The 25,721-nt window shown below is 55.8% G+C and carries 26 protein-coding genes and 1 riboswitch; of the genes, 16 read left to right on the top strand and 10 right to left on the bottom strand.

Translation table 11 applies throughout. From position 1 onward, the window contains the following. Window position 1: 1 nt before the first annotated feature. Window positions 2–1,471 carry an anion permease gene (locus CXF87_RS21370; protein WP_101148156.1) on the bottom strand — a complete coding sequence of 490 codons (1,470 nt, stop codon included), beginning with the start codon at window positions 1,469–1,471 and terminating at the stop codon, window positions 2–4. Between the two features lie 299 nt (window positions 1,472–1,770). Here CXF87_RS21370 and frdA point away from each other — a divergent pair, with 299 nt between their 5' ends. Genes frdA through CXF87_RS21335 form a run of 7 tightly spaced genes read left to right on the top strand, consistent with a single transcriptional unit; the run spans window position 1,771 to window position 8,392 of the window. After that, window positions 1,771–3,558, top strand: a complete 1,788-nt coding sequence (gene frdA / locus CXF87_RS21365; protein ID WP_101148155.1) for a fumarate reductase (quinol) flavoprotein subunit — start codon at window positions 1,771–1,773, stop codon at window positions 3,556–3,558. Further along, on the top strand, window positions 3,555–4,352 hold the full coding sequence (locus tag CXF87_RS21360) for a succinate dehydrogenase/fumarate reductase iron-sulfur subunit (RefSeq protein ID WP_101148154.1): 798 nt from the start codon (window positions 3,555–3,557) through the stop codon (window positions 4,350–4,352). The genes frdA and CXF87_RS21360 overlap by 4 nt, the downstream gene beginning before the upstream one ends. Before the next feature lie 13 nt (window positions 4,353–4,365). Further along, window positions 4,366–4,761, top strand: a complete 396-nt coding sequence (locus CXF87_RS21355; protein ID WP_101148153.1) for a fumarate reductase subunit C — start codon at window positions 4,366–4,368, stop codon at window positions 4,759–4,761. Between the two features lie 2 nt (window positions 4,762–4,763). Then, window positions 4,764–5,147 carry a fumarate reductase subunit FrdD gene (gene frdD, locus CXF87_RS21350; protein ID WP_232774987.1) on the top strand — a complete coding sequence of 128 codons (384 nt, stop codon included), beginning with the start codon at window positions 4,764–4,766 and terminating at the stop codon, window positions 5,145–5,147. Window positions 5,148–5,193: 46 nt separating this feature from the next. Beyond that, on the top strand, window positions 5,194–6,054 hold the full coding sequence (gene menB, locus CXF87_RS21345; RefSeq protein ID WP_101148151.1) for a 1,4-dihydroxy-2-naphthoyl-CoA synthase: 861 nt from the start codon (window positions 5,194–5,196) through the stop codon (window positions 6,052–6,054). Continuing rightward, a complete protein-coding gene (gene menC / locus CXF87_RS21340; protein ID WP_101148150.1) occupies window positions 6,054–6,998 on the top strand; it encodes an o-succinylbenzoate synthase in 945 nt (314 codons plus the stop codon). Before menB ends, menC begins: the two co-directional genes overlap by 1 nt. Next, window positions 6,995–8,392, top strand: coding sequence for an AMP-binding protein (locus CXF87_RS21335; RefSeq protein WP_101148149.1), 1,398 nt, complete (start codon window positions 6,995–6,997; stop codon window positions 8,390–8,392). Before menC ends, CXF87_RS21335 begins: the two co-directional genes overlap by 4 nt. A gap of 35 nt (window positions 8,393–8,427) precedes the next feature. Here the strand turns inward: CXF87_RS21335 and CXF87_RS21330 are convergent, their stop codons facing one another. Then, window positions 8,428–9,708, bottom strand: a complete 1,281-nt coding sequence (locus tag CXF87_RS21330) for a Zn-dependent hydrolase (RefSeq protein ID WP_101148148.1) — start codon at window positions 9,706–9,708, stop codon at window positions 8,428–8,430. Window positions 9,709–9,902: 194 nt separating this feature from the next. Here CXF87_RS21330 and CXF87_RS21325 point away from each other — a divergent pair, with 194 nt between their 5' ends. The 6 genes from CXF87_RS21325 (at window position 9,903) to CXF87_RS21300 (ending at window position 15,751) form a co-directional block, all read left to right on the top strand. Then, window positions 9,903–11,276: an aminotransferase class III-fold pyridoxal phosphate-dependent enzyme gene (locus tag CXF87_RS21325; protein ID WP_198556163.1), complete on the top strand. Its 1,374-nt coding sequence runs from the start codon at window positions 9,903–9,905 to the stop codon at window positions 11,274–11,276. A gap of 29 nt (window positions 11,277–11,305) precedes the next feature. Further along, on the top strand, window positions 11,306–12,802 hold the full coding sequence (locus CXF87_RS21320) for a CoA-acylating methylmalonate-semialdehyde dehydrogenase (RefSeq protein ID WP_101148147.1): 1,497 nt from the start codon (window positions 11,306–11,308) through the stop codon (window positions 12,800–12,802). A 94-nt stretch (window positions 12,803–12,896) separates the two neighbouring features. Beyond that, complete coding sequence (locus tag CXF87_RS21315; RefSeq protein ID WP_008959320.1) at window positions 12,897–13,517, top strand: TetR/AcrR family transcriptional regulator; 621 nt, start codon at window positions 12,897–12,899, stop codon at window positions 13,515–13,517. A 141-nt stretch (window positions 13,518–13,658) separates the two neighbouring features. Further along, window positions 13,659–14,120 carry an Hsp20/alpha crystallin family protein gene (locus CXF87_RS21310; RefSeq protein ID WP_101148146.1) on the top strand — a complete coding sequence of 154 codons (462 nt, stop codon included), beginning with the start codon at window positions 13,659–13,661 and terminating at the stop codon, window positions 14,118–14,120. 36 nt (window positions 14,121–14,156) lie between these two features. Continuing rightward, a complete protein-coding gene (locus tag CXF87_RS21305) occupies window positions 14,157–14,555 on the top strand; it encodes an Hsp20/alpha crystallin family protein (RefSeq protein ID WP_101148145.1) in 399 nt (132 codons plus the stop codon). A gap of 143 nt (window positions 14,556–14,698) precedes the next feature. Beyond that, the gene (locus tag CXF87_RS21300) at window positions 14,699–15,751 is read left to right on the top strand and encodes a class I fructose-bisphosphate aldolase (protein WP_101148144.1); all 1,053 of its coding nucleotides are present in this window, start codon (window positions 14,699–14,701) and stop codon (window positions 15,749–15,751) included. 102 nt (window positions 15,752–15,853) lie between these two features. On the opposite strand, the gene CXF87_RS21295 is transcribed toward CXF87_RS21300, so the two are convergent. Beyond that, the gene (locus CXF87_RS21295; RefSeq protein ID WP_101148143.1) at window positions 15,854–16,054 is read right to left on the bottom strand and encodes a DUF1127 domain-containing protein; all 201 of its coding nucleotides are present in this window, start codon (window positions 16,052–16,054) and stop codon (window positions 15,854–15,856) included. 164 nt (window positions 16,055–16,218) lie between these two features. Here CXF87_RS21295 and CXF87_RS21290 point away from each other — a divergent pair, with 164 nt between their 5' ends. Next, entirely contained in the window at window positions 16,219–17,661 is a 1,443-nt protein-coding gene (locus CXF87_RS21290; protein WP_101148142.1) for an aminotransferase-like domain-containing protein, read from the top strand. Window positions 17,662–17,677: 16 nt separating this feature from the next. Here the strand turns inward: CXF87_RS21290 and CXF87_RS21285 are convergent, their stop codons facing one another. The 3 genes from CXF87_RS21285 to CXF87_RS21275 form a co-directional block, all read right to left on the bottom strand. Further along, window positions 17,678–18,370: a uracil-DNA glycosylase family protein gene (locus CXF87_RS21285; protein ID WP_101148141.1), complete on the bottom strand. Its 693-nt coding sequence runs from the start codon at window positions 18,368–18,370 to the stop codon at window positions 17,678–17,680. A gap of 34 nt (window positions 18,371–18,404) precedes the next feature. Continuing rightward, on the bottom strand, window positions 18,405–19,130 hold the full coding sequence (pcsA, locus tag CXF87_RS21280) for a phosphatidylcholine synthase (RefSeq protein ID WP_348534544.1): 726 nt from the start codon (window positions 19,128–19,130) through the stop codon (window positions 18,405–18,407). A gap of 84 nt (window positions 19,131–19,214) precedes the next feature. Next, on the bottom strand, window positions 19,215–19,820 hold the full coding sequence (locus CXF87_RS21275; protein WP_101148139.1) for a DNA-3-methyladenine glycosylase I: 606 nt from the start codon (window positions 19,818–19,820) through the stop codon (window positions 19,215–19,217). Window positions 19,821–19,924: 104 nt separating this feature from the next. Between CXF87_RS21275 and CXF87_RS21270 the strand changes: the two genes are divergently transcribed. Continuing rightward, on the top strand, window positions 19,925–20,374 hold the full coding sequence (locus CXF87_RS21270; protein ID WP_101148138.1) for a GNAT family N-acetyltransferase: 450 nt from the start codon (window positions 19,925–19,927) through the stop codon (window positions 20,372–20,374). A 48-nt stretch (window positions 20,375–20,422) separates the two neighbouring features. On the opposite strand, the gene CXF87_RS21265 is transcribed toward CXF87_RS21270, so the two are convergent. The 4 genes from CXF87_RS21265 to CXF87_RS21250 form a co-directional block, all read right to left on the bottom strand. After that, on the bottom strand, window positions 20,423–20,920 hold the full coding sequence (locus CXF87_RS21265) for a 6,7-dimethyl-8-ribityllumazine synthase (RefSeq protein ID WP_101148137.1): 498 nt from the start codon (window positions 20,918–20,920) through the stop codon (window positions 20,423–20,425). A gap of 105 nt (window positions 20,921–21,025) precedes the next feature. Next, a riboswitch (FMN riboswitch) is annotated at window positions 21,026–21,185 on the bottom strand. Window positions 21,186–21,217: 32 nt separating this feature from the next. After that, on the bottom strand, window positions 21,218–22,474 hold the full coding sequence (gene codA, locus CXF87_RS21260) for a cytosine deaminase (RefSeq protein WP_101148136.1): 1,257 nt from the start codon (window positions 22,472–22,474) through the stop codon (window positions 21,218–21,220). A 16-nt stretch (window positions 22,475–22,490) separates the two neighbouring features. Beyond that, window positions 22,491–23,756 (bottom strand): cytosine permease, encoded by a 1,266-nt coding sequence (gene codB, locus CXF87_RS21255; RefSeq protein ID WP_101148135.1) that lies wholly within the window; start codon window positions 23,754–23,756, stop codon window positions 22,491–22,493. Between the two features lie 62 nt (window positions 23,757–23,818). Next, the gene (locus tag CXF87_RS21250) at window positions 23,819–24,448 is read right to left on the bottom strand and encodes a TetR family transcriptional regulator (RefSeq protein ID WP_101148134.1); all 630 of its coding nucleotides are present in this window, start codon (window positions 24,446–24,448) and stop codon (window positions 23,819–23,821) included. Between the two features lie 177 nt (window positions 24,449–24,625). Here CXF87_RS21250 and CXF87_RS21245 point away from each other — a divergent pair, with 177 nt between their 5' ends. Then, a complete protein-coding gene (locus CXF87_RS21245) occupies window positions 24,626–25,720 on the top strand; it encodes an efflux RND transporter periplasmic adaptor subunit (protein WP_101148133.1) in 1,095 nt (364 codons plus the stop codon). Window position 25,721 lies beyond the last annotated feature (1 nt).

Raw genomic sequence — 25,721 nt, 5'->3', positions numbered from 1 at the left:
ATCAGCTGATCAGCATTAACCAGGGCAGGCCGATCACCAACCAAACCACCAGGAATAGCAGTCCGAAGATCGCCCCTAGACGCCAAAAGAGTGCGCTGGGCAGGTAGCCGCTGCCGTAGTAAACCGGGCTTGGCCCTGTGCCGTAGGGCGTGAGAATGCCCATAAAGCCAAGTGTGGGCAGTAGTAGCAGGATAAACATCTGCATATCCAGCCCGGCAATGCCTGATGCCGCTGCCAGAATTACCGGTAGCAGGGCGGTGACATGTGCCGTCACGCTGGCAAAGAAGTAGTGCAATAGATAGAAGATGACCACCAGCGCCACCATCGCCATCAGCGGGTCGAAGTGGCTTATCTGTCCGCCAACCATGCCGCCAAACCAGTTAACAAACCCCACTAGGCTCAGCCCTCCCGCTAGCGCCACCAGGGTGGCAAACCATACAAAGGTATTCCAGGCTGCTCGGTTATCGAGAATATCGCTCCAGGTCACAATGCCGGTTAACAACATGCCACAGATCACTACGAGTCCTACTAATGACCCAGAGATAATGTCGCCGGCAAAAATCCATAGTAGCAGGGCAGTGACCACCATAATGACCAGCATTATTTCATGGCGGGTCAGTGCCCCCAGCTTGGTTAACTCCTCACCCGCCCAGTCGGAAATTTCATGACCCGCTTTTACTTCGGGCGCGCATAGCCAGTAGCTCAGCAGTGGCACTAGGAGCAGCAGCAGAATGCCCACTGGCGCTACCGCCATAAACCACTGCCCCCAGTTAATCTGAATGCCGGTGGCGCTTTCGGTTAGCGCGATGGCCAGTAAGTTAGGTGCAAGGGCGGTCAAAAAGAGTGAGCTGGTCACACAGGTAGAGGCTAGCGCCGTCCACATCAAAAAGCTGCCCATGCGCTTCATGCTGGGGTCGTTAGGCAGTGAATCGTAAAGCGGCGGCAGGTTGCGAATGACGGGGTAGATTGTGCCCCCGCTACGGGCGGTGTTGGAGGGCGTAAAGGGGGCCAAAATGCCATCGGCAATCATCACCGCGTAGCCAAGGGTCAAGGTGCGTTTCCCCATTGCCTTGACCAGCCAGAGCGATATCCGTCTGCCCAGGCCGGTTTTTTCGTACCCCAGGGCAAACATAAAAGCGCCGAAAATCAGCCACACAGTGGAGTTGGTAAAGCCCGAGACCGCCCACGAAAAGGCTTGGCCCGCGGCATTAAATCCTTCGGTCGCTAGTTGCTCGGGAGAGAACAGCACCCATCTGGAAAGAAGTGCCACCAGGGTAACGCCGATCAGCCCCACCACTGCGCCTGGTAATGGTTCAAGAATCAGGCCCACAACACAGCCCAGGAAAATAGCGAAGAAGTACCACGCATGAGGCGCTAGCCCCGGGGGAGTGGGTATCAGCGCGATGATAATAGTAACGGCTAGCGGTGCTAATAGTTTCCATCGCGGTGAGGATTGAGCATTGCTGTTCATGCGGCCGCTCTCTTCTATGTTTAATAGTAAACGTTTTTACAGGGGGATCTCTGCCAAGCGCAGCGGTAAGAGAAGCACAGCGTCAGAGAGCGAAGTAAATTAGAGCCAGGATGTTATGGCCCTAATATCGGCTTAACACCACCCTGGTTTGTACTTTTCTTGACGCGGGTCAATAGTTCTTTAGACCAATGCGCAATAAAAATTTTGCTGACCAGGGGTATGGTAGTTTCAATCCAGGATAGGGCCTCGAAGAGCGTCGCATTTGCGGCCTTTGAACCTAGCGAACGGAAGGGATTGTCATGCAGCAGCGAGATTTCGATATCGTTATTGTGGGTGGTGGGGGAGCAGGCTTACGCGCTGCTATTGGTGCCGCTGAACACGCTAAGGAGCACAAGACCCCTCAACGAATTGCGCTGCTGTCCAAGGTTTATCCCATGCGCTCGCATACTGTGGCTGCTGAAGGTGGCGCTGCCGCGGTTACCAGCCCCGAAGACTCGCATCAGGCACATTTTGATGACACGGTGTCAGGCGGCGATTGGCTGGTGGAACAGGGTGTGGCCGACTACTTTGTCCATCATGCTTATCAAGAACTGGTGCAGATGGAGCGATGGGGCTGCCCCTGGAGCCGAAAAGACGATGGCCAAGTGCAGGTGCGCCGCTTTGGCGGCATGAAAACGGCCCGCACCTGGTTCGCGGCTGACAAAACCGGCTTCCATATGCTCCACACGCTGTTTCAGACCTCACTCAAATATCCTGAAATCGAGCGTTTCGATGAGTACTTCGTACTCGACCTGGCCGTTCACGAGGGCGCTGTGATCGGCGTGATTGCGCTTCAAATTGCCACCGGTGAACTGACCCTGCTGCGCGCAAAGGCGGTGGTGCTCGCCACTGGTGGCGCTGGGCGCTTGTTCCGCTTCAATACCAATGCGGGCATTGTCACTGGTGACGGCATGGCGATGGCCTATCGTCACGGTGTGGCGCTGCGGGATATGGAGTTCGTCCAGTACCACCCCACCGGCCTGCCCGGTTCTGGCATTTTGATTACCGAAGCGTGCCGAGGCGAAGGTGGCATTCTGCTCAATAAGGATGGCTATCGTTACCTGCAGGATTACGGCCTGGGCCCGGAAACTCCGCTGGGCAAGCCGGAAAACAAGTACATGGAACTGGGGCCACGGGACAAACTTTCCCAGGCATTTTGGCAGGAGCAGCAGGCGGGCCGCACCGGCAAGTTTGGCGACAGCGATGTGGTCTATCTCGACCTGCGTCATTTAGGCGAAAAGACCATTCTGGAACGTCTGCCGTTTATCTGCGAGCTGGCGAAAGCCTACATCAACGTCGACCCTGTTAAAGAGCCGATTCCCATTCGCCCGGCGGTGCACTACACCATGGGCGGTATTGAAACCGATCCTAAGTGCGAAACCTCAATCGCCGGGCTCTACGCCGCCGGGGAGTGTGCTTCTGTCGGTTTGCACGGTGCCAACCGCCTGGGCTCCAACTCGTTGACAGAGCTGCTGGTGTTTGGTCGCTTAGCCGGTGAACAAGCAAGCAAGCGCGCAGCACAAACCGAGTGGGCCGATGAGCGCCTGTTGGAAGCCCAGGGCGATCGCCAACAAGCTAAACTGCTGCGGCTCTGTGATGGAACCGGGGGTGCAGAGAACTGGGTAGCACTCAAGCACGCCATGGTACAAGCCATGGAGAACGGCTGTGGGATTTACCGCACCGAAGAGGGTATGCGCCATTCGCTGGCTACCATGCGCCAGCTACGTGAGCGCTTTAATAGGGTTCGCGTTAACGATACCAGCAAGGTCTTCAATACCGAGTTGCTTGAGTGTCTTGAGCTAGAGTGTGGCCTGGATATTGCCGAAGCCTCTTGTTTGGGGGCGCTGGAGCGCCGTGAATCCCGTGGCGCCCACCAGCGCTTGGATGAAGGTATGCAGAAACGTGATGACGTTAACTACCTCAAACACAGCCAGGTGTTCTATCAAGGCGATGCTCATGCTGAGTTGCGCTGGCAGGACGTTGATGTGCGGTTTTCTGCCCCCGCTGAACGGGCTTATGGCGATGCGGGTAAGGGGAGTAAAGCATGAACACCGATCAAATCACTGCCAAGCGTGTTAGCACTAATAACATCAGTACTAAAAACATAAGTACCAAGCACATCAGCGTCAAACGCTACCTGCCGGATAATTCGACGGAGTCCTACTGGCAGGCGTACGACTTACCGGTGGATGACAGCACATCCCTGCTGGATGCCCTCAACCATATTAAAGAGCAGCTCGATAGCACCTTGAGCTACCGCTGGTCCTGCCGGATGGCGATTTGCGGCTCCTGCGGGGTCATGGTGAACGGCATTCCCAAGCTCGGCTGCAAAACCTTCCTGCGCGATTACGAGGGCGATATTCGCATTGAACCGCTGGCCCACTTCCCCGTGCAGCGGGATCTGGTGGTGGATATGGAGATATTCCTGGAGCATCTGGCGGCGGTGAAGCCCTATTTGATTGACGACAACCCGGTGAAAGCGTTTGACCCGCAAGCGCCGGAAACCTACCGCCAGACACCTGAACAACTTGAACGCTATAAGCAGTTTGCTAACTGCATAAACTGTGGGCTTTGTTACTCAGCCTGCCCGCAGTTTGGGCTGAACCCTGAGTTCCTTGGCCCAGCGGCGATAACACTGGCCCACCGCTACAACCTGGATAGCCGCGACCACGGTAAGAAGCAGCGCATGGCGGAGCTCAATCGCCATGAAGGGGTGTGGAGTTGCACGTTTGTGGGGTTCTGCTCCAAGGTCTGCCCCAAACACGTTGACCCGGCCGCGGCGGTGAATCAGGGCAAGGTTGAGGCGGCCAAACACACGCTTATCGCGCTGTTTAAAGGATAGGGGGAGGAGCATCATGGATAAATCATCAACACAACGCTTGCCGCCGCTGAAACGCACTTGGTGGCTGAAGCACGGCTTTTTTAAGCTCTATATGCTGCGTGAAGCCACGGTACTGCCGCTGCTGTTTTTCACGTTCTGCTTACTCGCCGGTATGTTTGCTCTTCTGCAAGGGGCAGAAAGCTGGCAAGGGTGGATCGCCTTTATGGGCTCTCCCATCGTATTAGTGCTTAATCTTCTCGCACTGGCCGCCAGCTTGTTTCACGCTGTCACCTTCTTTGTACTGTTTCCGCGGGTCATGCCGCTGCGCATCGCCGGGCATAGCCTGCCTGACCAAGTCATTGTTGCTGGGCAGTGGGCGGGAGTCGTAGCGGTCGCGCTACTGTTTTTCTGGCTATTGGGGAGGGCATGAACATGGAAAAAATAGCCATCAGTAAACATAAACAAGCCTTTGATGAACCGCTCTGGTGGGGGCTGTTTAGCGCGGGCGGTGTCTGCTTTGCCGTCTTCCTGCCTGCCGTTATTCTCTTTATCGCTATTCTACTGCCTCTTGGCCTGTTGCCTGCCGAGGCGCTGAGCTATGAACGGGCCTCAAAGCTGCTGTTTAGCGTACCGGGCTTTCTGTTTGTTGGGGCAGTTGTTTGCTTGCCACTATTTCATGCCGCCCACCGCCTGCGCCATGGGATGTTTGATATCAGCGTGGGCAATGACGCACTTAACAAAAAGCTGATGTACGGTGGCGCTGCGCTGCTCAGCATGGTGGCGCTGGGCTTGGTCGTCATAGGTATGCTGGGTTAAACGGCGCGCTGTCAGCATTCGTCCCAACTGATAAAAAGAGACTGACATGATTAACGGACTCACTGAAACGGAATTCTATGGCCCGGTAGAGTGGCAGGATCGCTCAGATGGCTATCAGGATATTTTGTACCACACCACTGCCGACGGCATTGCGCGCATCACCATCAACCGCCCCGAGGTGCGCAACGCCTTTCGCCCGCTAACGGTTAGCGAGATGGCCCAAGCGCTAAACCGCGCTCGCCACGACAGCACCATTGGCGCCATTCTGCTTACGGGTGCAGGCGACAAAGCGTTCTGTTCCGGCGGTGACCAGCGCATTCGCGGTGACTACGGCGGCTACCAGGATGAAGAGGGCACCCACCACCTCAACGTGCTGGATTTCCAGCGCGATATTCGCACCTGCCCCAAGCCGATTATCGCCATGGTGGCGGGCTACGCCATTGGCGGCGGTCATGTTCTGCATCTAATGTGTGATCTGACCATTGCCGCCGATAACGCTGTCTTTGGCCAAACCGGCCCTAAAGTAGGCTCCTTCGATGGCGGCTACGGCGCCTCTTATATGGCGCGCATTGTGGGCCAGAAAAAGGCCCGGGAGATCTGGTTTTTGTGCCGCCAGTACAGCGCCGTCCAAGCGCTGGAAATGGGGCTTGTTAATCACGTGGTGCCGCTGGAAGAGCTGGAAAAAGAGAGCGTGCGCTGGTGCCGGGAAATGCTACAGCATAGCCCCATGGCGCTGCGCTGCCTAAAAGCCGCGCTCAATGCCGACTGCGACGGTCAGGCCGGGCTGCAGGAGCTAGCAGGTAACGCCACCATGCTCTACTACATGACCGAAGAGGGGCAGGAAGGGCGTAACGCCTTCAACGAAAAGCGTCGCCCGGACTTCTCCCGCTACCCCCGTAACCCTTAATGCAACTGGCGCTCTACCGCTACTCTCTACCGTTCCGTCAGCCGTTGATGTTTAAAGGAGAGCGGCTGGCGAATAGAGAGGGGCTGTTAGTTTCCATTAATGGCCAGTGGGGCGAGATTGCCCCGCTACCTGGATTCTCGACTGAAACGCTGGTGGAAGCTGAAGCCGAAAGTCTGGCTTGCTTGGTTGCTTTGAGCCGAGGCGAAAAAGTCTCCCCAACGCTACCGTCAGTGCAGTTTGGGTTTGGCTGCGCCCAACGCGTTTGGCCACTCAATCTTCCAGCGCCTTTACCGCCCTACCCGCTGCTCCAGGGGGAGCCAGCAGCATTGATACAGTCTCTTTCAACCTCCCATTGGCAAGCGTCGCCACCGTCTCGGCTCAAGTTAAAGGTGGCACGCTATGCCATGGAGGAAGAACTGGCGCTGATCGAAAAGCTTGCCGCGCGGCTGCCCACTACTAAGCTGATTCTGGATGCCAATAGCGGCTGGGCGCTCACAGAAGCCCAGCGCTTCTGTGAGCGCCTACCTCTTGCGCAAATCGACTACCTGGAAGAGCCCTGCGCTGCCTTTGCTGACACCATCGCCGTGGCAGAAGCGACTGGGGTAGCCATTGCCCTGGATGAAACCCTCTCGCGCAGGGAAGAGTGGAACTATCACCCGCAGCTTAAAGCCCTGGTGATCAAACCCACGCTGATTGGCTCGCTAAGCGACTGCGAGGTACTTGTTCAGCGGGCACGGGCGGTCAATCTATGCGTGGTAGTTTCCTCCAGCTTTGAATCCGATTTAGGCCTTGGGTTGCTTGCCCGGTTGGCTAGCGAGTGGGCGCCTCATGAGCCACCGGGGCTGGATACCGGCCTCTGGCTTACCGAGCGCGTGACCACTGCCGGTGGCGGAGTGATGACAGAAAGCTTGCATTGTCTCTATAAAATGGAAAATTCAGCGTGAAAGATATTTGCCCTATTTTCTACTGGGCCAAAGAGACCCCTGAGAAAATCGCCATAGAGGCGGGTTCGGTGAAGCTTAGTTACCGAACGCTCAACCGCCGCGTAGCGTGTTTAGCACAGCAACTGGCTCGGAAAGGTTTTGTGCCAGGTGATCGGCTAGTCGTCCCTGCCAAAGGCTCGCTTGAATCCTTGCTGCTGGCGTGGGCCTGCCTGCGGATCGGGGTGATTTTCTGCCCGCTTAACCCAGCATTTCCTGTTACTCAGCAGCTTGGCCTGGCCAAGCGTTTGCGGGCTGGCCGCGTTTGCCAGACGGAAAGTGACAATGATTACGCTTCAAAGCTAACGCCGATCACTCTCGATTTCCGGGCGGAAGCTGATGCAGGTGAGCCTCCGGCGCTTGATGGTAGCCAGCTGTGTAACACCATTTTCACCTCCGGCTCCAGCGGCACGCCCAAGGCGGTGCTGCATCGTGTGGCCAATCATTTGGCCTCGGCGCGGGGATCGGCGGTGGTTATTCCGGTTGATCAAAACAGTGGCTGGCTGTTGTCGCTACCGCTGTTTCATATCGGTGGCTATGCTATTCCGTTCCGCGTTTTTATGGCCGGTGGGCGGGTGATTCTCGATGGCGATCCGCAAACGCTTCCCGCGCGCCTTGAGCAGCAATCAATCACCCATCTTTCGCTAGTGCCCACCCAGCTTTGGCGGCTGCTGAAAGCGGGCTTGACGCCTAAGAGCACTCAATTGCGCGAGCTGCTGCTGGGCGGTGCGGCCATTCCTGCGCCGCTGGTGGTGCAGATGGCATTCCTGGGGCTGACACCGAAGGTTAGCTATGGGCTATCCGAGATGGCCAGCCAAGTCTGCACTGGTATACCTACCGCGCCGGGCGTCGTCGGCAGGCCGCTGCCAGGCCGTGAGGTGAGGGTTGTTGAAGGTGAGATACAGGTGCGCGGCGAGACTCTATTCTGCGGTTATTTGAATAATGGCGAGGTTGACCCAGCGCTCAACGATCAGGGCTGGTTTGCCACCCGCGATAAGGGGCACTTCACCACGGAAGGCGCGCTAGTGGTGGAAGGGCGGCTTGATAATGGTTTTATCTCCGGCGGCGAGAATATTCAGCCAGAAGCCATTGAGCAGCGCTTGGTTGATCACCCTGGCGTTGCCCAGGCGTTAGTCGTACCGGTGCCCCACCCCGAGTGGGGCGAGCGCCCAGTGGCGTTTATCGATTGGCATGGAGAAGCCGTGACAGAACAGGCGATAAGTGCCTGGGTACGCGAGGCGCTACCCGGCTTTATGGTGCCCGATGCCTGGCTGGCCTGGCCGCCAGGAGTGGGCTTTAAACCCTCCCGCAGGCAGTTTGCTGAGCTGGCACGGGCACACGTAAATTTTACCGTTTAGCGACGCGACCTTTTAAACCTTTCTCTTTATTCGGCTTATTCAGCTAGGTCAGCGTCAGTGCCAGCGGCATCCAGCATAGCGTGGAGTAACACATTGCAACCTGCATGGACATGCTCCGGCGTCGCGCTTTCGATCTCGTTATGGCTGATGCCATCTTTGCAGGGAATAAAGATCATGGCGGCGGGGGCGACGCGACCCACAAACATCGCATCGTGGCCTGCGCCGCTGATGATATCCATATGGGAGAGCTCGAGCTTCTCTATCCCTTGGCGAACCGCATCAACACACTCTTTATTGAAGTATTCCGGGGCAAAATCCGCCGTAGGCGTTAATTCATACGCCAGGCCATGACGTTGGCAAATTTCTTCTACGGCAGCTTCGACAGCTTGGCCCATAGAGATCAGCGCTTCAGGCTCCCAGTGGCGCATATCCAGGGTCATTTTGACTTGGCCGGGAATCACGTTACGTGAACCTGGGTGTAGGGTCATACAGCCTACCGTGCCGCGCCCGTGGGGCTGGTGCTCATTGGCAATACGGTTGAGCGCCTGAGTAACTTCCGCCGCACCCATCATGGCATCCCGGCGTAGGTTCATCGGCGTAGGGCCCGCGTGGGCTTCCAGCCCGGTCAGGGTTAAATCGAACCACTTCTGGCCAAGCCCGCCGATCACCACACCAATCGTGGTGTCGGTATCTTCCAGAATCGGGCCCTGCTCAATATGTGGTTCAAAGTAGGCTTTTATCTCACTGGGCGACACGTTATCGCTACCGCGGTAGTGGATGGCGTCCAGAGCATCGCTAACCGTCACGCCATCGGCATCGGTGCGCGCCATCATGGCGTCAAATTCCAGCTCGCCGGTAAATACGCCGGAGCCCATCATGCAGGGCGGAAAGCGGCAGCCTTCTTCGTTGGTCCAGGCGACGACTTCGATAGGGGACTGAGTAGTAATGTTGTGCTGGTTAAGGGTGCGAATCACTTCCAGGCCGGAGAGTACGCCGAAGCAGCCGTCGTACTTGCCGCCGGTAGGCTGACTATCCAGGTGGCTGCCCGCCATGACGGTTTTGGCGTTAGGATCGCTGCCTTCCCTACGCGCAAAAATATTGCCGATATTATCAATCCGTATCGTGCAGCCCTCTGCGCGGCACCACTGGATAAAGAGATCCCGCCCCTGGCGCTCTAAATCGGTAAGCGCTTGGCGGTTGACGCCGCCTTTGGCGGTGGCGCCTAGCTTGGCCAACTCCATTAGCGATTCCCAAAGTCGGTCGCTGTCAGTGCGTAAGTCAGCGATAGCGATTTTCGGTTCAGTAAGCGAGTTCATATCAATTCCTTTTATTGAGCACGGACGAAGCTGGCGACTCCCCGATTTATTATTTGGCTCATTGCTAGAGTAGAGATAAAAAAGCCAGTAATACGTATAGATCCTCTAACGTGAACAAAAGAAAAGCGTAATTTTATAAACGTGTGTGGTGGCGCATGCTGAGACCATGTCTCATAGCGATGGAGCTAGACACCATGTTTGGAATAAAAAGCAAAACCAAGACACAAGCCTCGCCTTCTTCGATGGGGGATGCCCCTTCAAAAACGGTACTTAATCAGCACTACTGGATGCCGTTTAGCGCCAACCGCGATTTTCACGCCAACCCGCGTGTCATCGCCGGGGCGGAAGGGCGTTACTACATTGATGACCAGGGTCGTAAGCTGTTCGATTCGCTTTCCGGGCTATGGACCTGCGGCGCGGGACATAACCGCGAAGAGATTCAAAAAGCCGTGTCGGCGCAGTTAGGTAGCCTCGACTTTGCGCCAGGTTTTCAGCTTGGCCATCCGCTGGCGTTTAAACTGGCGGAAAAGGTTGCCAGCCTCACACCTGCCGGGCTTGACCATGTATTTTTCACTAACTCGGGTTCTGAAGCCGCCGATACCTCGGTCAAAATGGCCAAGGCCTACTGGCGGTTAAAAGGGAAGCCTGAGAAAACCCGCATGATTGGCCGCGCCAAGGGCTATCACGGGGTGAATATTGGCGGTACCAGCCTGGGCGGTATCGGTGGTAACCGGAAACACTACGGCCAGTTATTGGATGTGACGCACCTACCCCACACCCTTCAAGCGGGCCATGCGTTCACCCGTGGTCAAGCGGAAACCGGTGCCGAGCTTGCCGATGCGTTGCTCGATCAAATCGCCCTTCACGATGCCTCTACGATTGCGGCGGTGATTGTTGAGCCAATGTCTGGCTCGGCGGGTGTGATCGTACCGCCAAAAGGTTATTTGGATCGGCTGCGAGAGATCTGCACCGCTAACGATATCCTGCTGATTTTCGATGAAGTGATCACCGCCTTTGGGCGCAGCGGTGCGACCACCGGCGCGGAAGCGTTTGGCGTGACGCCGGATATCATGAACGTAGCCAAGCAGATCACTAACGGCGCCATTCCTATGGGCGCGGTCATTGCTTCCAGCGAGATATTCGACACCTTCATGAACGCTGGTGGCCCCCAACACGCTGTTGAGTTCTCCCATGGGTACACGTATAGCGCCCACCCAGTGGCGTGTGCTGCGGCGCTAGCGGCGCTTGAAATGATGGAGCGTGAAAACTTCCCCGCTCAGGTGAGCGCCATCGCGCCGACTTTTGAGCAGAAGCTGCACGCCTTGAAAGGCCGCAATCACGTTGTCGATATTCGTAACTACGGCTTGGCCGGTGCCATTCAGCTAACCCCCCGCGACGGCGACCCAACGATCCGCCCCCGCGATGCGCACATGGCGCTTTGGGAAGCAGGTTTCTACGTGCGCTACGGCGCCGACACCCTGCAGTTTGGCCCTCCCTTTGGCACTACGGAAGCTGAGCTTGAGCGTTTGTTTGATGCCGTCGCGACCACCCTGGATTCACTGGCGTAACCCTGGCCAACCCTGTTTGGAGTTTAACTATGAGTGTTGTTTCCCACCTGATTAACGGTGAGTTAGTCGAGAGTAAGCGCACGCTGGATGTCACCAATCCCTCAACGGGCAAAGTGATTCGCCAGGTTGCTGATGCGGATGCCGCCGACGTAGAGCGCGCCATTGCCGCCGCCCAGGCGGCTTTTCCCGCTTGGCGCGATACGCCACCCGCCAAGCGCGCCCAGGTGATGTACCGTTTTAAGCAGTTGCTGGAAGAGCACGCTGACCGCTTAGTACAACTGGTCAGCGAAGAGCATGGCAAAACCCCAGAAGATGCGATGGGCGAACTCAAGCGTGGCATCGAGAACGTCGAGTACGCCTGCGGCGTACCGGAACTACTCAAAGGCGAGTACTCCCACAACGTAGGGCCGGGCATTGATGCATGGTCAAACTTCCAGCCCTTAGGCGTGGTGGCAGGCATTACCCCGTTTAACTTCCCCGCCATGGTGCCGCTGTGGATGTACCCCATGGCCATTGCCTGTGGTAATACCTTTATCCTCAAGCCATCTGAGAAAGACCCGTCCGCCTCAATGGCCGTGGCCGAACTGCTTCAAGAAGCGGGGCTCCCTAAAGGCGTGATGAACGTCATTCACGGCGGTCGCGAAGCAGTGGAAACACTCTTGGATGCCAAAGCCGTTAAAGCCATTTCGTTTGTCGGCTCTACGCCAGTGGCGGAAGCGATCTACTCTCGCGGGGCCGCCGCCGGTAAGCGCGTTCAAGCGTTGGGCGGGGCGAAGAACCACGCCGTGGTGCTGCCGGATGCTGATTTGGAAAACGCCGCCAACACGCTAATGGGCGCGGCTTACGGTAGCTGCGGTGAACGCTGCATGGCGATTTCAGTGGCGGTATGTGTTGGCGATGAAACGGCCAATCGTTTGGTCGAAACCATGCTGCCCAAAATCGCTCAGCTGAAAGTGGGCCCTGGCACTGACAAAGGCCTGGATATGGGCCCGCTGGTAACGGCAGAGCACCGCGATAAAGTGCTCGGCTTCATCGAAGATGGCGTTAACGCCGGGGCAACACTGGTTGCTGATGGCCGCAGCCTGAAAGTGGCTGGCCATGAAGAGGGCTATTTTGTTGGTGGCTGCTTGTTCGATAACGTTACCGCTGAGATGCGTATTTACCAGGAAGAGATCTTCGGGCCAGTGCTGTGCATCGTACGGGTCGGCAGTTTGGACGACGCCATGCAGCTAATTAACGATCATGAATATGGTAATGGCACCTGCCTATTCACCCGTGATGGCGAAGCCGCCCGTCGCTTTACCGACGGTATTGAGGTTGGCATGGTAGGGGTGAACGTACCGCTACCCGTGCCGGTGGCCTACCACAGCTTTGGCGGCTGGAAGCGTTCGCTGTTTGGTGACCTTCACGCCTACGGCCCTGACTCAGTGCGTTTCTATACCCGCCGCAAAGCGGTTTCCCAGCGCTGGCCGTCGGTGAGCGAGGCCACTCGGGCCGAGTTCTCGTTCCCCAACAATCAAAGTTGACGTCTTAGGGTAACTAGGACATCTTCTCAGCACCGTCGCCCTGCGATGGTGCTTTTTTTGGTGCGTACTTCAGACGTATAGGGACGAGGACAGCGTGGCGAGAACCCAGGACGAAATTCGGCAAACTAACGTAAAAAAGATTCTCCAAGCGGCAGAGCAGCTGTTTGCCGAAAAAGGCTATGCAGGTGCCTCAATGGGTGAAATCGCACAACTGGCAGAGATCCCCAAATCCAATGTGCACTACTACTTCTCGACCAAAAAAGCGCTGTATCAAGATGTACTGTTAGAGCTTCTCGAAGTATGGAAACAGGATGCGCTGTGCTTTGAGCTTTACGATGATCCTCGCGTCGTGCTTTCCACCTACATTCGCGCCAAGATGACCCACTCCCGCAACCGCGCCCACGGCTCAAAAGTATGGGCCGCCGAAGTGATGCAGGGCGCCCCGATCCTTAAGGAGCGCCTGCGCGATAACCTCTATGAATGGGCCAAACTCAAAGAATCGAAAATTCGCGAGTGGGTCGAGTCGGGCCAGATCAATCCCGTCGAACCTTCCTACCTTCTATACATGATCTGGGCCTCTACCCAGCACTACGCCGATTTCGACTACCAAATCTACTTGCTCAACGACGACCAGCCGCTGGACGACTTACAGTTCGAAAAAGCCGTGCAGTCGGTTACTTCGGTGATTTTGCGGGGCATTGGGCTGACTTCGTAATGGCCGGTGAAAAAGCTAGAAAAATTGCTATTGAACCCCTTGAAAGCCTTTGAACTGCTCCTATTTTGCAGTTGATAGAGGCGCTGCTCTGTGACGTGGCGGCCTCTTTCGATCATCTGCTTAACGTAGGAGGTGTTCGCTATGTTCGACGATATTAAGCGTTTCGAAATCGGCTCGTCCCAGCAGTTGGATTGGTTTCGCCAACTGTTGGACGGCTTCTTGCCTGATGGCAGTGCGATGGATATTCGCGCAGTGCCACGGGGCAGTTTTCCGATGATCAATCTCGCTCGCAGCGATGATGCCGTGCGTGTCTATGTGTTTGCTGCGGGGCTGGCGCCCTCGGACTTGACCATTGATATCCAGGATAACGTGCTTACCCTGCGTGGCAAGCGTGAGCCCGCCATCGGTAGTAATGAGGATGGCAGCTCGCGCCCAGTGTTTCGACGTGAGCGCCCCAGCGGTGAGTTCGTGCGGGCCATTGCACTACCTGATGGCTTAGATGCTGAGCGTGCCGAAGCGCATCATGCCCATGGTGTGTTTGAGATCGTGCTGCCTAAGCGGGAAGAACTCAAGCCGCGGCGTATTGATGTTCAGGCGGCTTAAGTCATGTTTATTAACCTTGGTACAGGAGGGTAAACCATGAATAACGTTGTCCGTACCGCCACCCAGTCCCCGTTGCAGGAGCGCGGCGACATAAAACGTACTCAAGAAACGTTGCTACCGGCAGTAGATATCATTGAGGAAGCCAGCGCCCTCAAACTAATTGCCGATATGCCTGGTGTGACCCGCGAATCGCTCAAGGTAGAGCTCGATAATAACGTGCTGAGCTTGGAGGGTGAGATAGCCCTGAATATGCCTGAAGGGCTGAGCGCGCTGCATGCTGAGGTGCGTGGCCAGCGGTTTGCGCGCCGCTTCAATCTTAGTCATGAAGTGGACAGTGATGCCATTACGGCCAGTATCACCAATGGTGTCGTGACCATTACGCTGCCGAAAAAGGATAGCCATCGCTCACGGCGTATCGATGTTCAGGCAGCATAAGACAGGGCTGCTACCTACCGCCCTCGGTATTTTCGCTGTAATACGGGGGCGGTACTTTCCATCTGCGCTATTTAAGCTCTATGCTCTAGTGAGGAAGTTTTTGTTTTACACTTTCTTACAAATTAAGTAGAGAGGAGCCCATCATGACCGATATAGCCGCTTTGCTTGGCAGCGATGCCGATAGCTTGCTTAACCACACTTGCCAGGGTGTTCGTCGTGAGGACTTGCATCTCCCTGGCCCCGATTTCATCGATCGTGTGATGGCCGATAGTGACCGCAGCCCAGCGGTGCTGCGTAACATGCAGGCATTCTTTAATCATGGGCGCTTGGCGGGTACCGGCTATCTTAGCCTGCTGCCGGTAGACCAGGGCATTGAACACTCGGCAGGTGCCTCGTTTGCACCTAACCCGCGCTATTTCGACCCGGCCAACATTGTCGAGTTGGCTATAGAAGGTGGCTGCAACGGCGTAGCTTCCACGCTTGGCGTGCTTTCGTCGGTGGCGCGGCGCTATGCTCACAAGATCCCGATGATGCTGAAACTCAACCATAACGAGACGTTGAGTTACCCGGCCATCTACGACCAGACATTATTTGCTGATGTAGAGCAGGCGCACGACATGGGCTGCGTGGCGGTTGGCGCGACCATTTACTTTGGCTCCCACGAGAGTCGCCGGCAAATCATGGAAATCAGCGAAGCCTTTGAGCGCGCTCACCAGTTGGGCATGGTCACCGTGTTGTGGGCGTATCTACGCAACCCGGATTTCAAGCAGGAAGGCACCGATTACCACGTCGCAGCCGACCTCACCAGCCAGGCCAACCATATGGCAGCCACTCTCAAGGCGGATATCGTCAAACAGAAATTGCCTGAAAATAATGGCGGCTACAAAGCCGTTGGTTTCGGCCATACCCACGATGATGTTTACAGCAAGCTGACGTCTGATCACCCGATCGACCTGGCTCGTTACCAGGTAGCTAACTGCTTTATGGGACGCGCCGGGTTGATCAACTCCGGCGGGGGCTCTAAAGGGCATTCTGACCTGGGTGAGGCAGTTCGCACGGCGGTGATCAATAAGCGTGCCGGGGGCATGGGCCTGATTTCCGGGCGCAAGGCGTTCCAGAAGCCGATGCAGGAAGGCGTTGACCTACTGCACGCCATTCAGGATGTCTATCTCTCCAAAGACGTTTCCATCGCCTAATGCTAGCGATCGCAGGCATCGCTACATAGATTACTAGCGTAAGAGGTTATTTGTTCTCGAAAAGGGGCGTTGAACATTATTAATGTTCAACGCCCCTGCCACTTAGCGCTCTTCATTTGTCCCCTTCTTAAAGGTTGAATGTTTCCAAAAGGCTTTATGGCCCTCTTTTAACGCCTGTGTACGGTTAATGCCTATATCGTCAAGCAGCCGGTCATCAAGCGCCAGTAACTGGCGGCGGCTGCGGCGATACTGGCGGTAGCTTTGTAACTGAAAGCGAAGCTGGGTGAGGCTAAAGCGTGGCATGGCGAATCCTCCGTGTTAGGTGTCCCACCAGATTACTCAGTGCTATTCCCTGGATACAGATATAGGTATTATTATTTTAAGGATACAGATGGCTGTGTTATATCTCTGTATGGTCGCTTAAGAGTTCATCTGTATTGCTTTCAGGCTGGGGGTGGGAGAGTGTCATGACGCGCTACGAAGAGGTTGCTACCATTTTGCGGGAGCGTATAGAGCACGGTATTTACCGTGTGGGTGATCGCCTGCCCTCTATTCGTGCGGTTTGTCAGGAACTAGACGTCAGCATTTCGACGGCTCAGGAGGCCTATCGGCAACTGATGGACGTTGCATTGATCGAGTCTCGACCAAAATCCGGCTACTTCGTACTGCCAAGCCGGGCGCCAGCGGTGCTGCCCTCTGTCTCCCGGCCAGCGCAGCGCCCATTGGATGTTTCCCAATGGGATCAGGTGCTTGAACTCGTCGCCACCCAGCGAGATGACGAGCGGCTGCTGCTTGGGCGTGGTGTACCGAATTTTGAGTACGAAACGCTGCGGCCGTTGTCGAAAATCCTCGCTGGCCTGCATCGCAGTAATGACCTGCACGGGTTCAACTACGACAAGCTAAGCGGTAGCCCTGAGCTGCGACAGCAGGTGGCGCGATTGGCCATTGCCTCGGGCTGCCTGCTGCACCCGGATGACATTGTGATTACCACCGGTTGCCAAGAGGCGCTGGCCATTTCCCTGCGCACCCTTACTCAGCCCGGCGATGTGGTGGCCGTTGACTCGCCCAGCTTTTACGGCACCATGCAGATCCTTAAAGCCAACGGCTTGAAAGCGCTGGAAATTCCCACCGACCCACAAACCGGTATCAGCCTGGAAGCCCTGGAGTTGGCGCTTGAGCAGTGGCCGATCCGCGCGATACAAGTCACGCCGACCTACAACAACCCACTGGGCTACACCATGAGTGAGGCACGTAAACGGGCGCTGTTTCAGCTCGCTCAGCGTTTTGATGTGGCGATTATTGAAGATGATATCTACGGCGATTTGTCATTCTCGCTGCCCAGACCGCGCACCGTTAAATCCTTTGATGACGATGGGCGCGTGATGCTGTGCAGCGGCTTTTCTAAAACGGTGGGGCCTGGTTTGCGGGTGGGCTGGCTGGCGCCGGGCCGCTATCGCGACCAAGCGTTGCATATGAAGTACGTCTCTACTGGCGCCTCAGCCACGCTGCCGCAGCTGGCAGTGGCGGAGTTCGTCGCCAAAGGGCATTACGAGCGTCACGTCCGTTACGCCACCCGCCAGTATCAGCGCCAGCGCGATATCATGATCAGTTGGGTGCAGCGCTACTTCCCCCAGGGGGCAGGCATCAGCTACCCACAAGGCAGTTTTTTACTTTGGGTAGAACTGCCCGCTGCGGTGGACTGTGTACGACTCAACCAGCGCTTGGCGCAGCGTGCGATCCACGTAGCACCGGGGTCGCTGTTTTCAGCCTCGGGTAAGTTTCGCCAGTGCCTGCGCCTTAATTATGCGTTTACGCTAACACCCGCTATTGAAGAAGCCGTGCGTACGGTGGGCGAGCTTGCCAACGAGATGGTGGATGAAGCGCAGGCGCATGCAGCCGTGCTGGGATGAGGATCAGCCGCAAGCCTTACAAGGCGAGGTTGTCCTGGCGCACATCTAACTGCTCTAAGCGCTGCGTTAAGAGGCCTGGAAAGCGGGAATACCAAGTCTGATTGAGCGGAGAAGGGTGAGGCAGCGGATAGAGTGTAAAGGTTTGTGCTTCGCCCCGATCATCCTCCAGTGTTACTTCAATACTACTTTCAAAGCGGTCCTCGCGCTTCCAGAACGCCTCCAGGCGTGCACGCTCCTCCTTTGAGCGGCCGATACCGAACCACAGGAAGGCTTCTCGACCCAGGGTGATTAGGGTTCGCCCTTCCCAGCGGGAGATCAGTACTTCGTTCATCAGGCCATGAAAGTGGCGCTTAACCTTCATGGACCACGCTTTATTGCCGACGGGCTTGTAAGGCACGGTGTTGATCCAGAAAAAGTGCTCTCCCACGGCGCTCGAGGCCTCGAAGTCAGGCATTTTTTCATCATAAAGGTGCTCATACAGCGCCTTTCTGACCAACTGCCCACCAGCGCCGATAAAGGGTTCGCCATGGCGAACCTCATCGCGCCCTGGGTCGCGTCCGAAAAAGCCAATGCGCAGGTTCGGCTTGCCAAGGCCGATGATGGGCTCCAGTGGGTCGCGCTCGAAGCGCTGGTAAACCTCGACATCGATTCCTTCGATATCTGCCGCTAGCGCCCTGAATTTCTTCTGTTGCCGCGGGGTCAGTGACATCGTCCATGCTCCTTGCTGCTGTCGTTTGGCTAGTTCAATCAAACCACTCTTGCGCCGTGCGCCATAGGCACATACCGGCGAAGTAAACAGAGGCAATTCCCCACCCCCATACGGCCCATACGGTGTGCTCAGGGCTGGAAAGTATCAGTGACGTCGCACACACGCACCATAGCAGTGTGACTGCGATATTGAGTGGCATGAACAAGCGCACGCGAAAGGGGTGAAGAAACTTCATTTTAGTTACGGTGAGAATGGCAAGAACAACAATAGTGGCAAAGGTAATAAAAGGCGGTAAATCAATAATGTAAAAATAGGCGGCGGTGATGTTCCAGGCGGCTGGAAAGCCAACGAAGTAGTTGTCCTGGCTTTTCATATCGACATTGCAGAAACAGAACATCGACGACAGCAGAATAATGAACACTGAGAGCAGTGCAAAATAGGGCGGCAGTTCAATAAAGTAGTAGATAAAGAGGGCAGGAATAAAGGCCCAGGTCAGGTAATCAATGACCATATCGAGCGTTGAGCCATCGAAGTGGGGCAGTATCGTCTTCACTTCATACTTGCGCGCCAGAGTGCCATCGATACCATCAATCATCATCGCAGCACCCAGCCAGAGGAGGCAGGCGACGGGATTATTATCGACTAGTGCAAGCAGTGCCATGGTGCCGAGTAGTACACCGCTGGCGGTGAATATATGCACACTCCAAGCTTTATATCGTGAGGTGCGGGATTCTGTATGCGAAGAGAATGATTGAACCACGTTGACCCCATTGGGAACGTGTTGTCCCCTTGCTGTTCGGTTTATTGATAAGCGTGTCAAAAGCCATACCCTATCACTGTTTTTTTATATCGGCCGCTTAAATTGCTGCCGCGCCTGTGCAACCTGCACGCGGGTGATGCAGTTTAGCGAGTGATCATTGACTAGCCCCATCGCCTGCATAAAGGCAAAAGCGGTTGTTGGGCCAACGAATTTCCAACCGCGCTTTTTTAACGCTTTGGATAGAGCGATGGATTCAGGCGAGGTGACCTGGGTTTGCGGCGGGGGGAGGGAGTCGGCGTCTGGCTCGAAACGCCAGAAGAACGCGGCTAACGAGCCTTCCTGTTCGACCATTTCTTGCGCTCTTAAAGCATTATTAATGACCGCTTCGATTTTTCCGCGATGGCGAATAATGCCTGCGTTCTGCAGCAATTGCTGCACATCGTCTTCGCCAAACCGGGCAACCTGATGAAAATCGAAATGGTGAAAAGCGGCGCGGAAGTTCTCGCGTTTATTGAGAATGGTGCGCCAACTCAACCCCGACTGAAAACTCTCCAGGCACAGCTTCTCGAACAGCCGCTGGTCGTTAGCCACTGGAAAGCCCCACTCGTTGTCATGGTAAGGCAAAAACTCCGCCGCGCCCCCACACCATAGGCAGCGGGGATGACCATCAGGGGCGATAAAGTCGGACATAGAGCAATTCCTTAGCAGGTGATAAAAGCTGTTTTCAGTTAGCAATTAGGTGTTAACTCACTATAACGTGATTGGCGTGATAGCAAACGAGCCTGGAGATGAGTATGACATTTGTTCGCCCTGCCACGATTAATGATCTTGATACGCTAACGGAGCTGCTAGATGGTTATCGGCAGTTCTACGCTCAGCCTAGTAATGCGGAGGCCGCTCGTGCCTTTTTGCGCCAACGATTTGGGCAGGCGGATTCACGCATTCTCGTTAGTGAGAGTGAGAATGGTCGGCTTACTGGCTTTGTTCAGCTTTACCCTGGGGTTTCCACGGTAGGCTTAAACGCGCGCTGGACGCTAAATGATCTTTTTGTGCTTCCAGAGTCTCGCGATAAGGGCACGGGAAGGGCGTTAATGGAAGCCGCTACAAAACTCGCCAAAGAGCATGGCGTAGCACGCTTGATATTAATGACGCAGGTAGAGAACGAGCGTGCCCAGCACCTTTATGAATCATTGGGCTGGCAGCGTAATACGGCGTTTTATGGTTACTTGTTTGATTTGAAGTGAGTTAAGCAGCTCAGGCTCGGCACCTAGCCGAGCCTGAGCTGCAGTGCATCAAGCCTCGCTTAGCTTGCGCGCTCTATGCAGGTTTTCCATTGTGTTCAGGCACGCCTGGGCGGCTTCTTTCCCTTTGGTAACAAAGTGTTGTATGTAGAAGTCGTGATGCGTGGCGTGCTCATGGAAGTGGTGCGGTGTTAATACTGCCGAGATCACCGGCACTTGCGTGTCTAGCTGCACCCGCATCAAGCCATCAATCACCGCATGGGCGACAAAGTCGTGGCGATAAATGCCGCCATCGACCACAAAGCCAGCCCCTACAATGGCGCCATAGCGGCCACTTTGAGCGAGGATCTTGGCTTGCAAGGGAATTTCGTAAGCACCTGAAACGGTGAAGGTGTCTACTTGTTCGGCGTTAAGCCCACAGCGTTCTACTTCAGCAATAAAGGCTTCATAGGCCTTCTCGACGATATCCTGATGCCAGTGGCCTTGAATAAACGCGATGCGTTGAGACGTGGTGTGGGTAGAAAGTGTCAGCGGAAATGTCTGATTCATGGTCATTCTCTTGGCTAAGGTGTACCAGAATCAGGGCACGCGGAACCGGTCGTCAGGCAGCCGTAACAGATGGCATCAGCCACTGTTAACGTTGCGTGTCTAAGGTGCCGTTCTCTTTCATCCGGACTATCACCGTCGGCTTCGGTTTCTCACCGAATCTGCTGACCTCAAGCAATTGCTTGCTTGAGCGCTCGCGGGCTTAGCGGCCTGGTTCAAAGGCCGTATCACCGCCGGTGGGGACTTTCACCCCGCCCTGAGAACTTTGCTGAATATCAGCCCAACCATTTTACGCTTATTCTAAAAGCCGAGCCAAGGCGGTGTGGTTATTTTGGCGGGGTCGCGCTGCATGATGATCTCGCCGTGGCGCACCGAAAGCAGCACCTCGCCTTGATTGCGCAGCACGCTGTAATCATCTTCCCCCTCCAGCAGGTTGAAGCTGGCCGGTTTGCCCACCTCAATGCCGTAGCGTTCTTCGATGTTAAGCGTGCGAGCGCTATTGTCAGTAATCAGCGAAAGCGCCTGACTGAAATCCTGATAACCCATCATTTGGCAGATATGCAGGCCGAAATCCAACGTGCGTAAGAGCTTGCCATTTCCCAACGAATACCAGGGATCAAAAATGGAGTCTTCAGCAAAGCAGACGTTGATACCCGCTTCGTTGAGTTCCTTTACCCGTGTGACGCCGCGCCGTTTGGGGTAGGTGTCGAAGCGCCCTTGCAAATGAATACTTTCGGTGGGGCAAGAAACGAAATTAATGCCCGAGCGCTTGAGCAGCAGAAACAGCTTGGAGCAGTAGGCGTTATCGTAAGAGTGCATCGCCGTGGTGTGGCTTGCGGTCACGCGGCTGCCCAAATCATTAAATAGCGCTTCACAGGCCAGTACTTCAAGAAAGCGCGAATTGGGGTCGTCGATCTCGTCGCAGTGCACATCCACCAAGCGGTCGTACTTGATCGCAAGTTCGATTACCCGCTTCATGGACGCCACGCCCAGTTCTCGGGTGTATTCGAAATGGGGGATGCCGCCCACGACGTCGGCACCGAATTCCAGTGCCTCCTCCATTAGCTTTTCTCCGCCGGGGTAGGAGAGCAGGCCATCTTGCGGAAAGGCGACTACTTGAATATCGATTTTATCCTTCAGTTCATCCCGCAAGGTACACAGCGTTTTAAGGCCAATCAGGCTTGGGTCGCTGGTGTCAGCGTGGGTGCGCACGAACTGAACGCCGTTGCCGATTAATAAATTAAGCGTTTTCAGAGCGCGCTCGCGAATATCGGCTTCGGTGAGCATGGGTTTGCGCTCGCTCCAGCGCTCAATGCCTTCAAACAGCGTGCCGCTTTGGTTCCAACTGGGCTCACCCGCGGTGAGGGCTGCGTCTAAATGAATATGGGGCTCGATAAAAGGCGCGCAGACGAGCTTAGCGCCTGCATCAATCTGCCCCGCGCTCGCTGTTTGTGGTGCATCTTGTGCGGTGATGGCGGTGAACGTGCCGTTCTCAATTTCCAGCCGATAAAGCTCTGGGCGCTGGCGTAGGCGGGCGTTAATGATCTGCATGGGCATATGAAAAAGGGTTCACTTATTGTTTAGCGGGTGAAGGAAGTGTATCGCTCAGCGTAGCGTGGTTTAAACGCAGCAGCACGGCGTAGCTGCCCGCTGCCATCGCGACCCCTACCAATGGCGGTAGTAACGGGGAAAAGTAGGCAGCCCCGGCACCCAGCGCATAGGCAGCCAGCCCTCTGCGGTTGAAGTCAGGCAGTTGAGCGGTATCCAAAGCGGGGTAACGGCCTTTATGCTTGAGCCAGAAGTCCGCCATGATGACCCCACCCATAGGCGGAATAAACGTGCCGAGTAGCACCAGAAACGGAATAAGCAGGTTGTACATGCCGCCTACCGCGAGCACGGTGCCAATCGCTGCGCCGCCCACCGTCACCAACCGGCGTTTTTCGGTACGCAGTAAATTGCAGCCCGCCACGGCGAAGTTGTAGATGGTGTTGTCCTGGGTGGTCCAGATATTTAGAAACAGCATCAGCACGGCGATGGTGACAAAGCCCTGGGCAATCAGCACATCGACAATATCCGCCTGCTGGTAAATCATGGTGCCAAGTGCACCAGTGAGCACCATTAAACCGTTCCCCACAAAAAACGCTGCCAGGGTCGCGATGACGGCAATTTTCGGCGTTTTGGCGAAGCGGCTCCAATTAGTGGCTTGGGTGCCGCCGCTGATAAACGTGCCGATGATGACAGTCACTGCGGCCGCCACGCCCATACTTTCCGTAGGCGTTTGCTGGCTTAGTCCTGTAAACCCGCGGATATCCACCAACCCAGTGAACAGGCTAATCAGAATAAACAGCATCATGGCGGGGACGGCAACGCGCGAAAGCCAGTCCATGCCCTTATAACCAATCATTGCGGTGATACAAAAACCAAAACCAAAAAGCACCATTAAGGGGATTTCCAGCCATTCAGGCATCCCCGTGGTGCGTACCAGTACCAGCGCGATGGTCGCTGTGCCCCAGGCGTACCAGCCAATCTGGGTAAAGCCGAGGATAAAATCAGAAAGTTTGCTGCCCTTCTCGCCAAAGCAGAAGCGCCCCATCAGCACCGAATTAAGCCCGCTTTTACAGGCGATATAAGCAAGGGCTGCCGCATACGTTCCCAGCAACAGGTTACCAATCAGTATGATCCAGAGCAGTTGGCCAATCGGAAACGCTTGGCCTAACGTGCCACCGGCCCACATGGTCGCGGTGAAAAAAGTAAAGCCGAGCAGTACGGCTGACGTGGAGAGTAACCCTTTGCGGGCACGGGTAGGGACTTCGCTGAGCGGGTAATCCGATTGGTTCATGGCAGGCTCCGGTTGAAAACGGTTCTCTTGAAAATATAAGCAACCGGCATGCCAAGTTTGCTTTATTTATTAGGACTGTTTTCCACTAACAACCCGCGCATTAACGTTTCGACGATAGCGTCGCACTCCTCTGCTAGTGAGTACTGCTGTGGGTCTTGCAGCCAGTCAAAGCAGACGCCAATCAAAAAGCCATGAAACTGGCGGCGCGCGCTGGTGGGGGAGAGCCCCGCACGCAATTGGCCTGCCAGTTGTGTTTGTTCAAACAGACGTTCTACCTGTACTTCAGCGTGCTCTGAAAGGCGGGTGATCATGCTGATGCGCGGGTGATCATCTTCCAGTTTCTCGCAGCGGTGCAGCACGATGGTGGCGGCCCGCTGCAATGGCAGGTCATGGCAGATGCCTGCCAGCGAACGCTGGGCAATCTCGCTTAAACAGGCCACTGGCGTTGCACCAAGGCGCTGGGTTGTATCATCGACGATTTCATCTAAAGGGATACGTACCCGCTCCAAGAGCGCATTGAATACCGCTGCTTTATCTTCAAAGTGCCAATAAATGGCGCCCCTCGTCACGCCCGCCGCCTCGGCAATATGGGCCAGGGTCGTGCGCGATACACCCTGGGCTAAGAAGGTGGTCTCAGCCGCATCCAGGATCGTTTCTCGAGTGCGTTCAGCGTCGGCCTTACGACGGGACATAGCGCCTCCTCTTAATAGATTGGCCGTATTTTGGCACTGATCGATAGCAAAGTCGCCGGATGGTGATTAGTATACATTTCACTGACATTCATGAATGTCAGTGAAATGTATACTACGCCCCTTATTGCTTGAATTCAGGTTTGCAACGCTGCATTGATCGTCCTCAAGGAGCCTGCCGTGCCCGTTACCCTTCTTCGTTTCCTGCCCGCCGCACTGGTGCTGCTTATGCTGATGGGCTGCGATCAACCCCAGGCGCAGTCCACCGACACGGCCAGGCCGGTGAAATTGATGACCTTACAGTCGGCCAATGCTACTGCCCTGCGGCAATTCCCGGCGCGTGTGGAAGCCACCACGCGTAGCAATCTGTCATTTCGTATGGCAGGCGAGTTGCTGGAGCTCAATGTCAGCCCCGGACAGCGGGTGAGCGAGGGCGAGGTACTCGCTCGAATTGACAACCGTAACGCGCAAAGCGAACTCGATAGCGCCCGCTCGCGCCTGGAGCTCGCCAAGGCCAACCTGGAGCGCATGCGCTATACCCTCGAGCGCGGGGCGGTCAGCCAATCCCGGTTTGATGAAGCGGAAAGCGAATGGCGGGCAGCCCGCGCAACGTTTGAGCAGGCCGAAGAGCAGGTGACGCATACGCAACTGCGCGCACCCTACGATGGCGTGATTGCCCAGGTGCCGGTAGATAACCGCCAGATTGTTCAAGTGCAGGAAACCGTCGCGGTCATTCAACAGCCCGGCCAACTGGATGTAGTGTTTCATCTGCCCGAGCAGATTGTTCAGCGCATGCCGCGCAGCAACGGCACCCCCTTCGGTGATGAGCTGGCGTATGAAGTACGCTTTGGCAACAGCGATAAGCCCTATCTCGCCCAGTTAGCGTCCTATACCACACAAGCCAGCGCGCAGAGCTTGGCTTATGAAGTCACGCTGACACTCCCTCAGCCCGACGATATCACCCTACTGGATGGTATGAGTGCCAACGTGCGACTGGATTTAAGTGCGCTGCAATCCGACCACGCTACGCCGGTTTGGCACCTGCCGCCTGAAGCCGTGAGCTATGCGGGTGAAGACGCTAATCAAGCGCTGGTATGGCGTTATACCGGTTCAGAACATGTAGAGGCAGTGCCGGTGAGTGTCGGGGCATTAACGTCGAATGGGTTGGAAGTTAGCGGCGATTTGACGGCGGGCGATCGTGTCGTGGCGGCCGGTGCTCACCGTATAACGGCGAATACCAACGTCACACCGTGGGAAAAAGAGCAGGGGCTGTAAG

The sequence above is a fragment of the Halomonas sp. MES3-P3E genome, from assembly GCF_002836035.1.
GTDB classification, from domain to species: domain Bacteria; phylum Pseudomonadota; class Gammaproteobacteria; order Pseudomonadales; family Halomonadaceae; genus Vreelandella; species Vreelandella arctica.
Note: the sequence above shows the minus strand (reverse complement) of the source record. Positions and strands in the feature narration are given on the sequence as shown.

Bases quoted from the DNA above. Each gene is read 5' to 3' on its own strand.
- frdD (WP_232774987.1), top strand. From the start codon at position 4,764: ATGGAAAAAATAGCCATCAGTAAACATAAACAAGCCTTTGATGAACCG.
- CXF87_RS21305 (WP_101148145.1), top strand. From the start codon at position 14,157: ATGAATAACGTTGTCCGTACCGCCACCCAGTCCCCGTTGCAGGAGCGC.
- CXF87_RS21360 (WP_101148154.1), top strand. From the start codon at position 3,555: ATGAACACCGATCAAATCACTGCCAAGCGTGTTAGCACTAATAACATC.
- CXF87_RS21330 (WP_101148148.1), bottom strand. From the start codon at position 9,708: ATGAACTCGCTTACTGAACCGAAAATCGCTATCGCTGACTTACGCACT.
- CXF87_RS21320 (WP_101148147.1), top strand. From the start codon at position 11,306: ATGAGTGTTGTTTCCCACCTGATTAACGGTGAGTTAGTCGAGAGTAAG.
- CXF87_RS21325 (WP_198556163.1), top strand. From the start codon at position 9,903: ATGTTTGGAATAAAAAGCAAAACCAAGACACAAGCCTCGCCTTCTTCG.
- codA (WP_101148136.1), bottom strand. From the start codon at position 22,474: ATGCCCATGCAGATCATTAACGCCCGCCTACGCCAGCGCCCAGAGCTT.
- menB (WP_101148151.1), top strand. From the start codon at position 5,194: ATGATTAACGGACTCACTGAAACGGAATTCTATGGCCCGGTAGAGTGG.
- frdA (WP_101148155.1), top strand. From the start codon at position 1,771: ATGCAGCAGCGAGATTTCGATATCGTTATTGTGGGTGGTGGGGGAGCA.
- CXF87_RS21310 (WP_101148146.1), top strand. From the start codon at position 13,659: ATGTTCGACGATATTAAGCGTTTCGAAATCGGCTCGTCCCAGCAGTTG.
- CXF87_RS21285 (WP_101148141.1), bottom strand. From the start codon at position 18,370: ATGTCACTGACCCCGCGGCAACAGAAGAAATTCAGGGCGCTAGCGGCA.
- CXF87_RS21290 (WP_101148142.1), top strand. From the start codon at position 16,219: ATGACGCGCTACGAAGAGGTTGCTACCATTTTGCGGGAGCGTATAGAG.
- CXF87_RS21250 (WP_101148134.1), bottom strand. From the start codon at position 24,448: ATGTCCCGTCGTAAGGCCGACGCTGAACGCACTCGAGAAACGATCCTG.
- CXF87_RS21265 (WP_101148137.1), bottom strand. From the start codon at position 20,920: ATGAATCAGACATTTCCGCTGACACTTTCTACCCACACCACGTCTCAA.
- CXF87_RS21370 (WP_101148156.1), bottom strand. From the start codon at position 1,471: ATGAACAGCAATGCTCAATCCTCACCGCGATGGAAACTATTAGCACCG.
- CXF87_RS21295 (WP_101148143.1), bottom strand. From the start codon at position 16,054: ATGCCACGCTTTAGCCTCACCCAGCTTCGCTTTCAGTTACAAAGCTAC.
- menC (WP_101148150.1), top strand. From the start codon at position 6,054: ATGCAACTGGCGCTCTACCGCTACTCTCTACCGTTCCGTCAGCCGTTG.
- CXF87_RS21355 (WP_101148153.1), top strand. From the start codon at position 4,366: ATGGATAAATCATCAACACAACGCTTGCCGCCGCTGAAACGCACTTGG.
- CXF87_RS21275 (WP_101148139.1), bottom strand. From the start codon at position 19,820: ATGTCCGACTTTATCGCCCCTGATGGTCATCCCCGCTGCCTATGGTGT.
- CXF87_RS21270 (WP_101148138.1), top strand. From the start codon at position 19,925: ATGACATTTGTTCGCCCTGCCACGATTAATGATCTTGATACGCTAACG.
- CXF87_RS21300 (WP_101148144.1), top strand. From the start codon at position 14,699: ATGACCGATATAGCCGCTTTGCTTGGCAGCGATGCCGATAGCTTGCTT.
- codB (WP_101148135.1), bottom strand. From the start codon at position 23,756: ATGAACCAATCGGATTACCCGCTCAGCGAAGTCCCTACCCGTGCCCGC.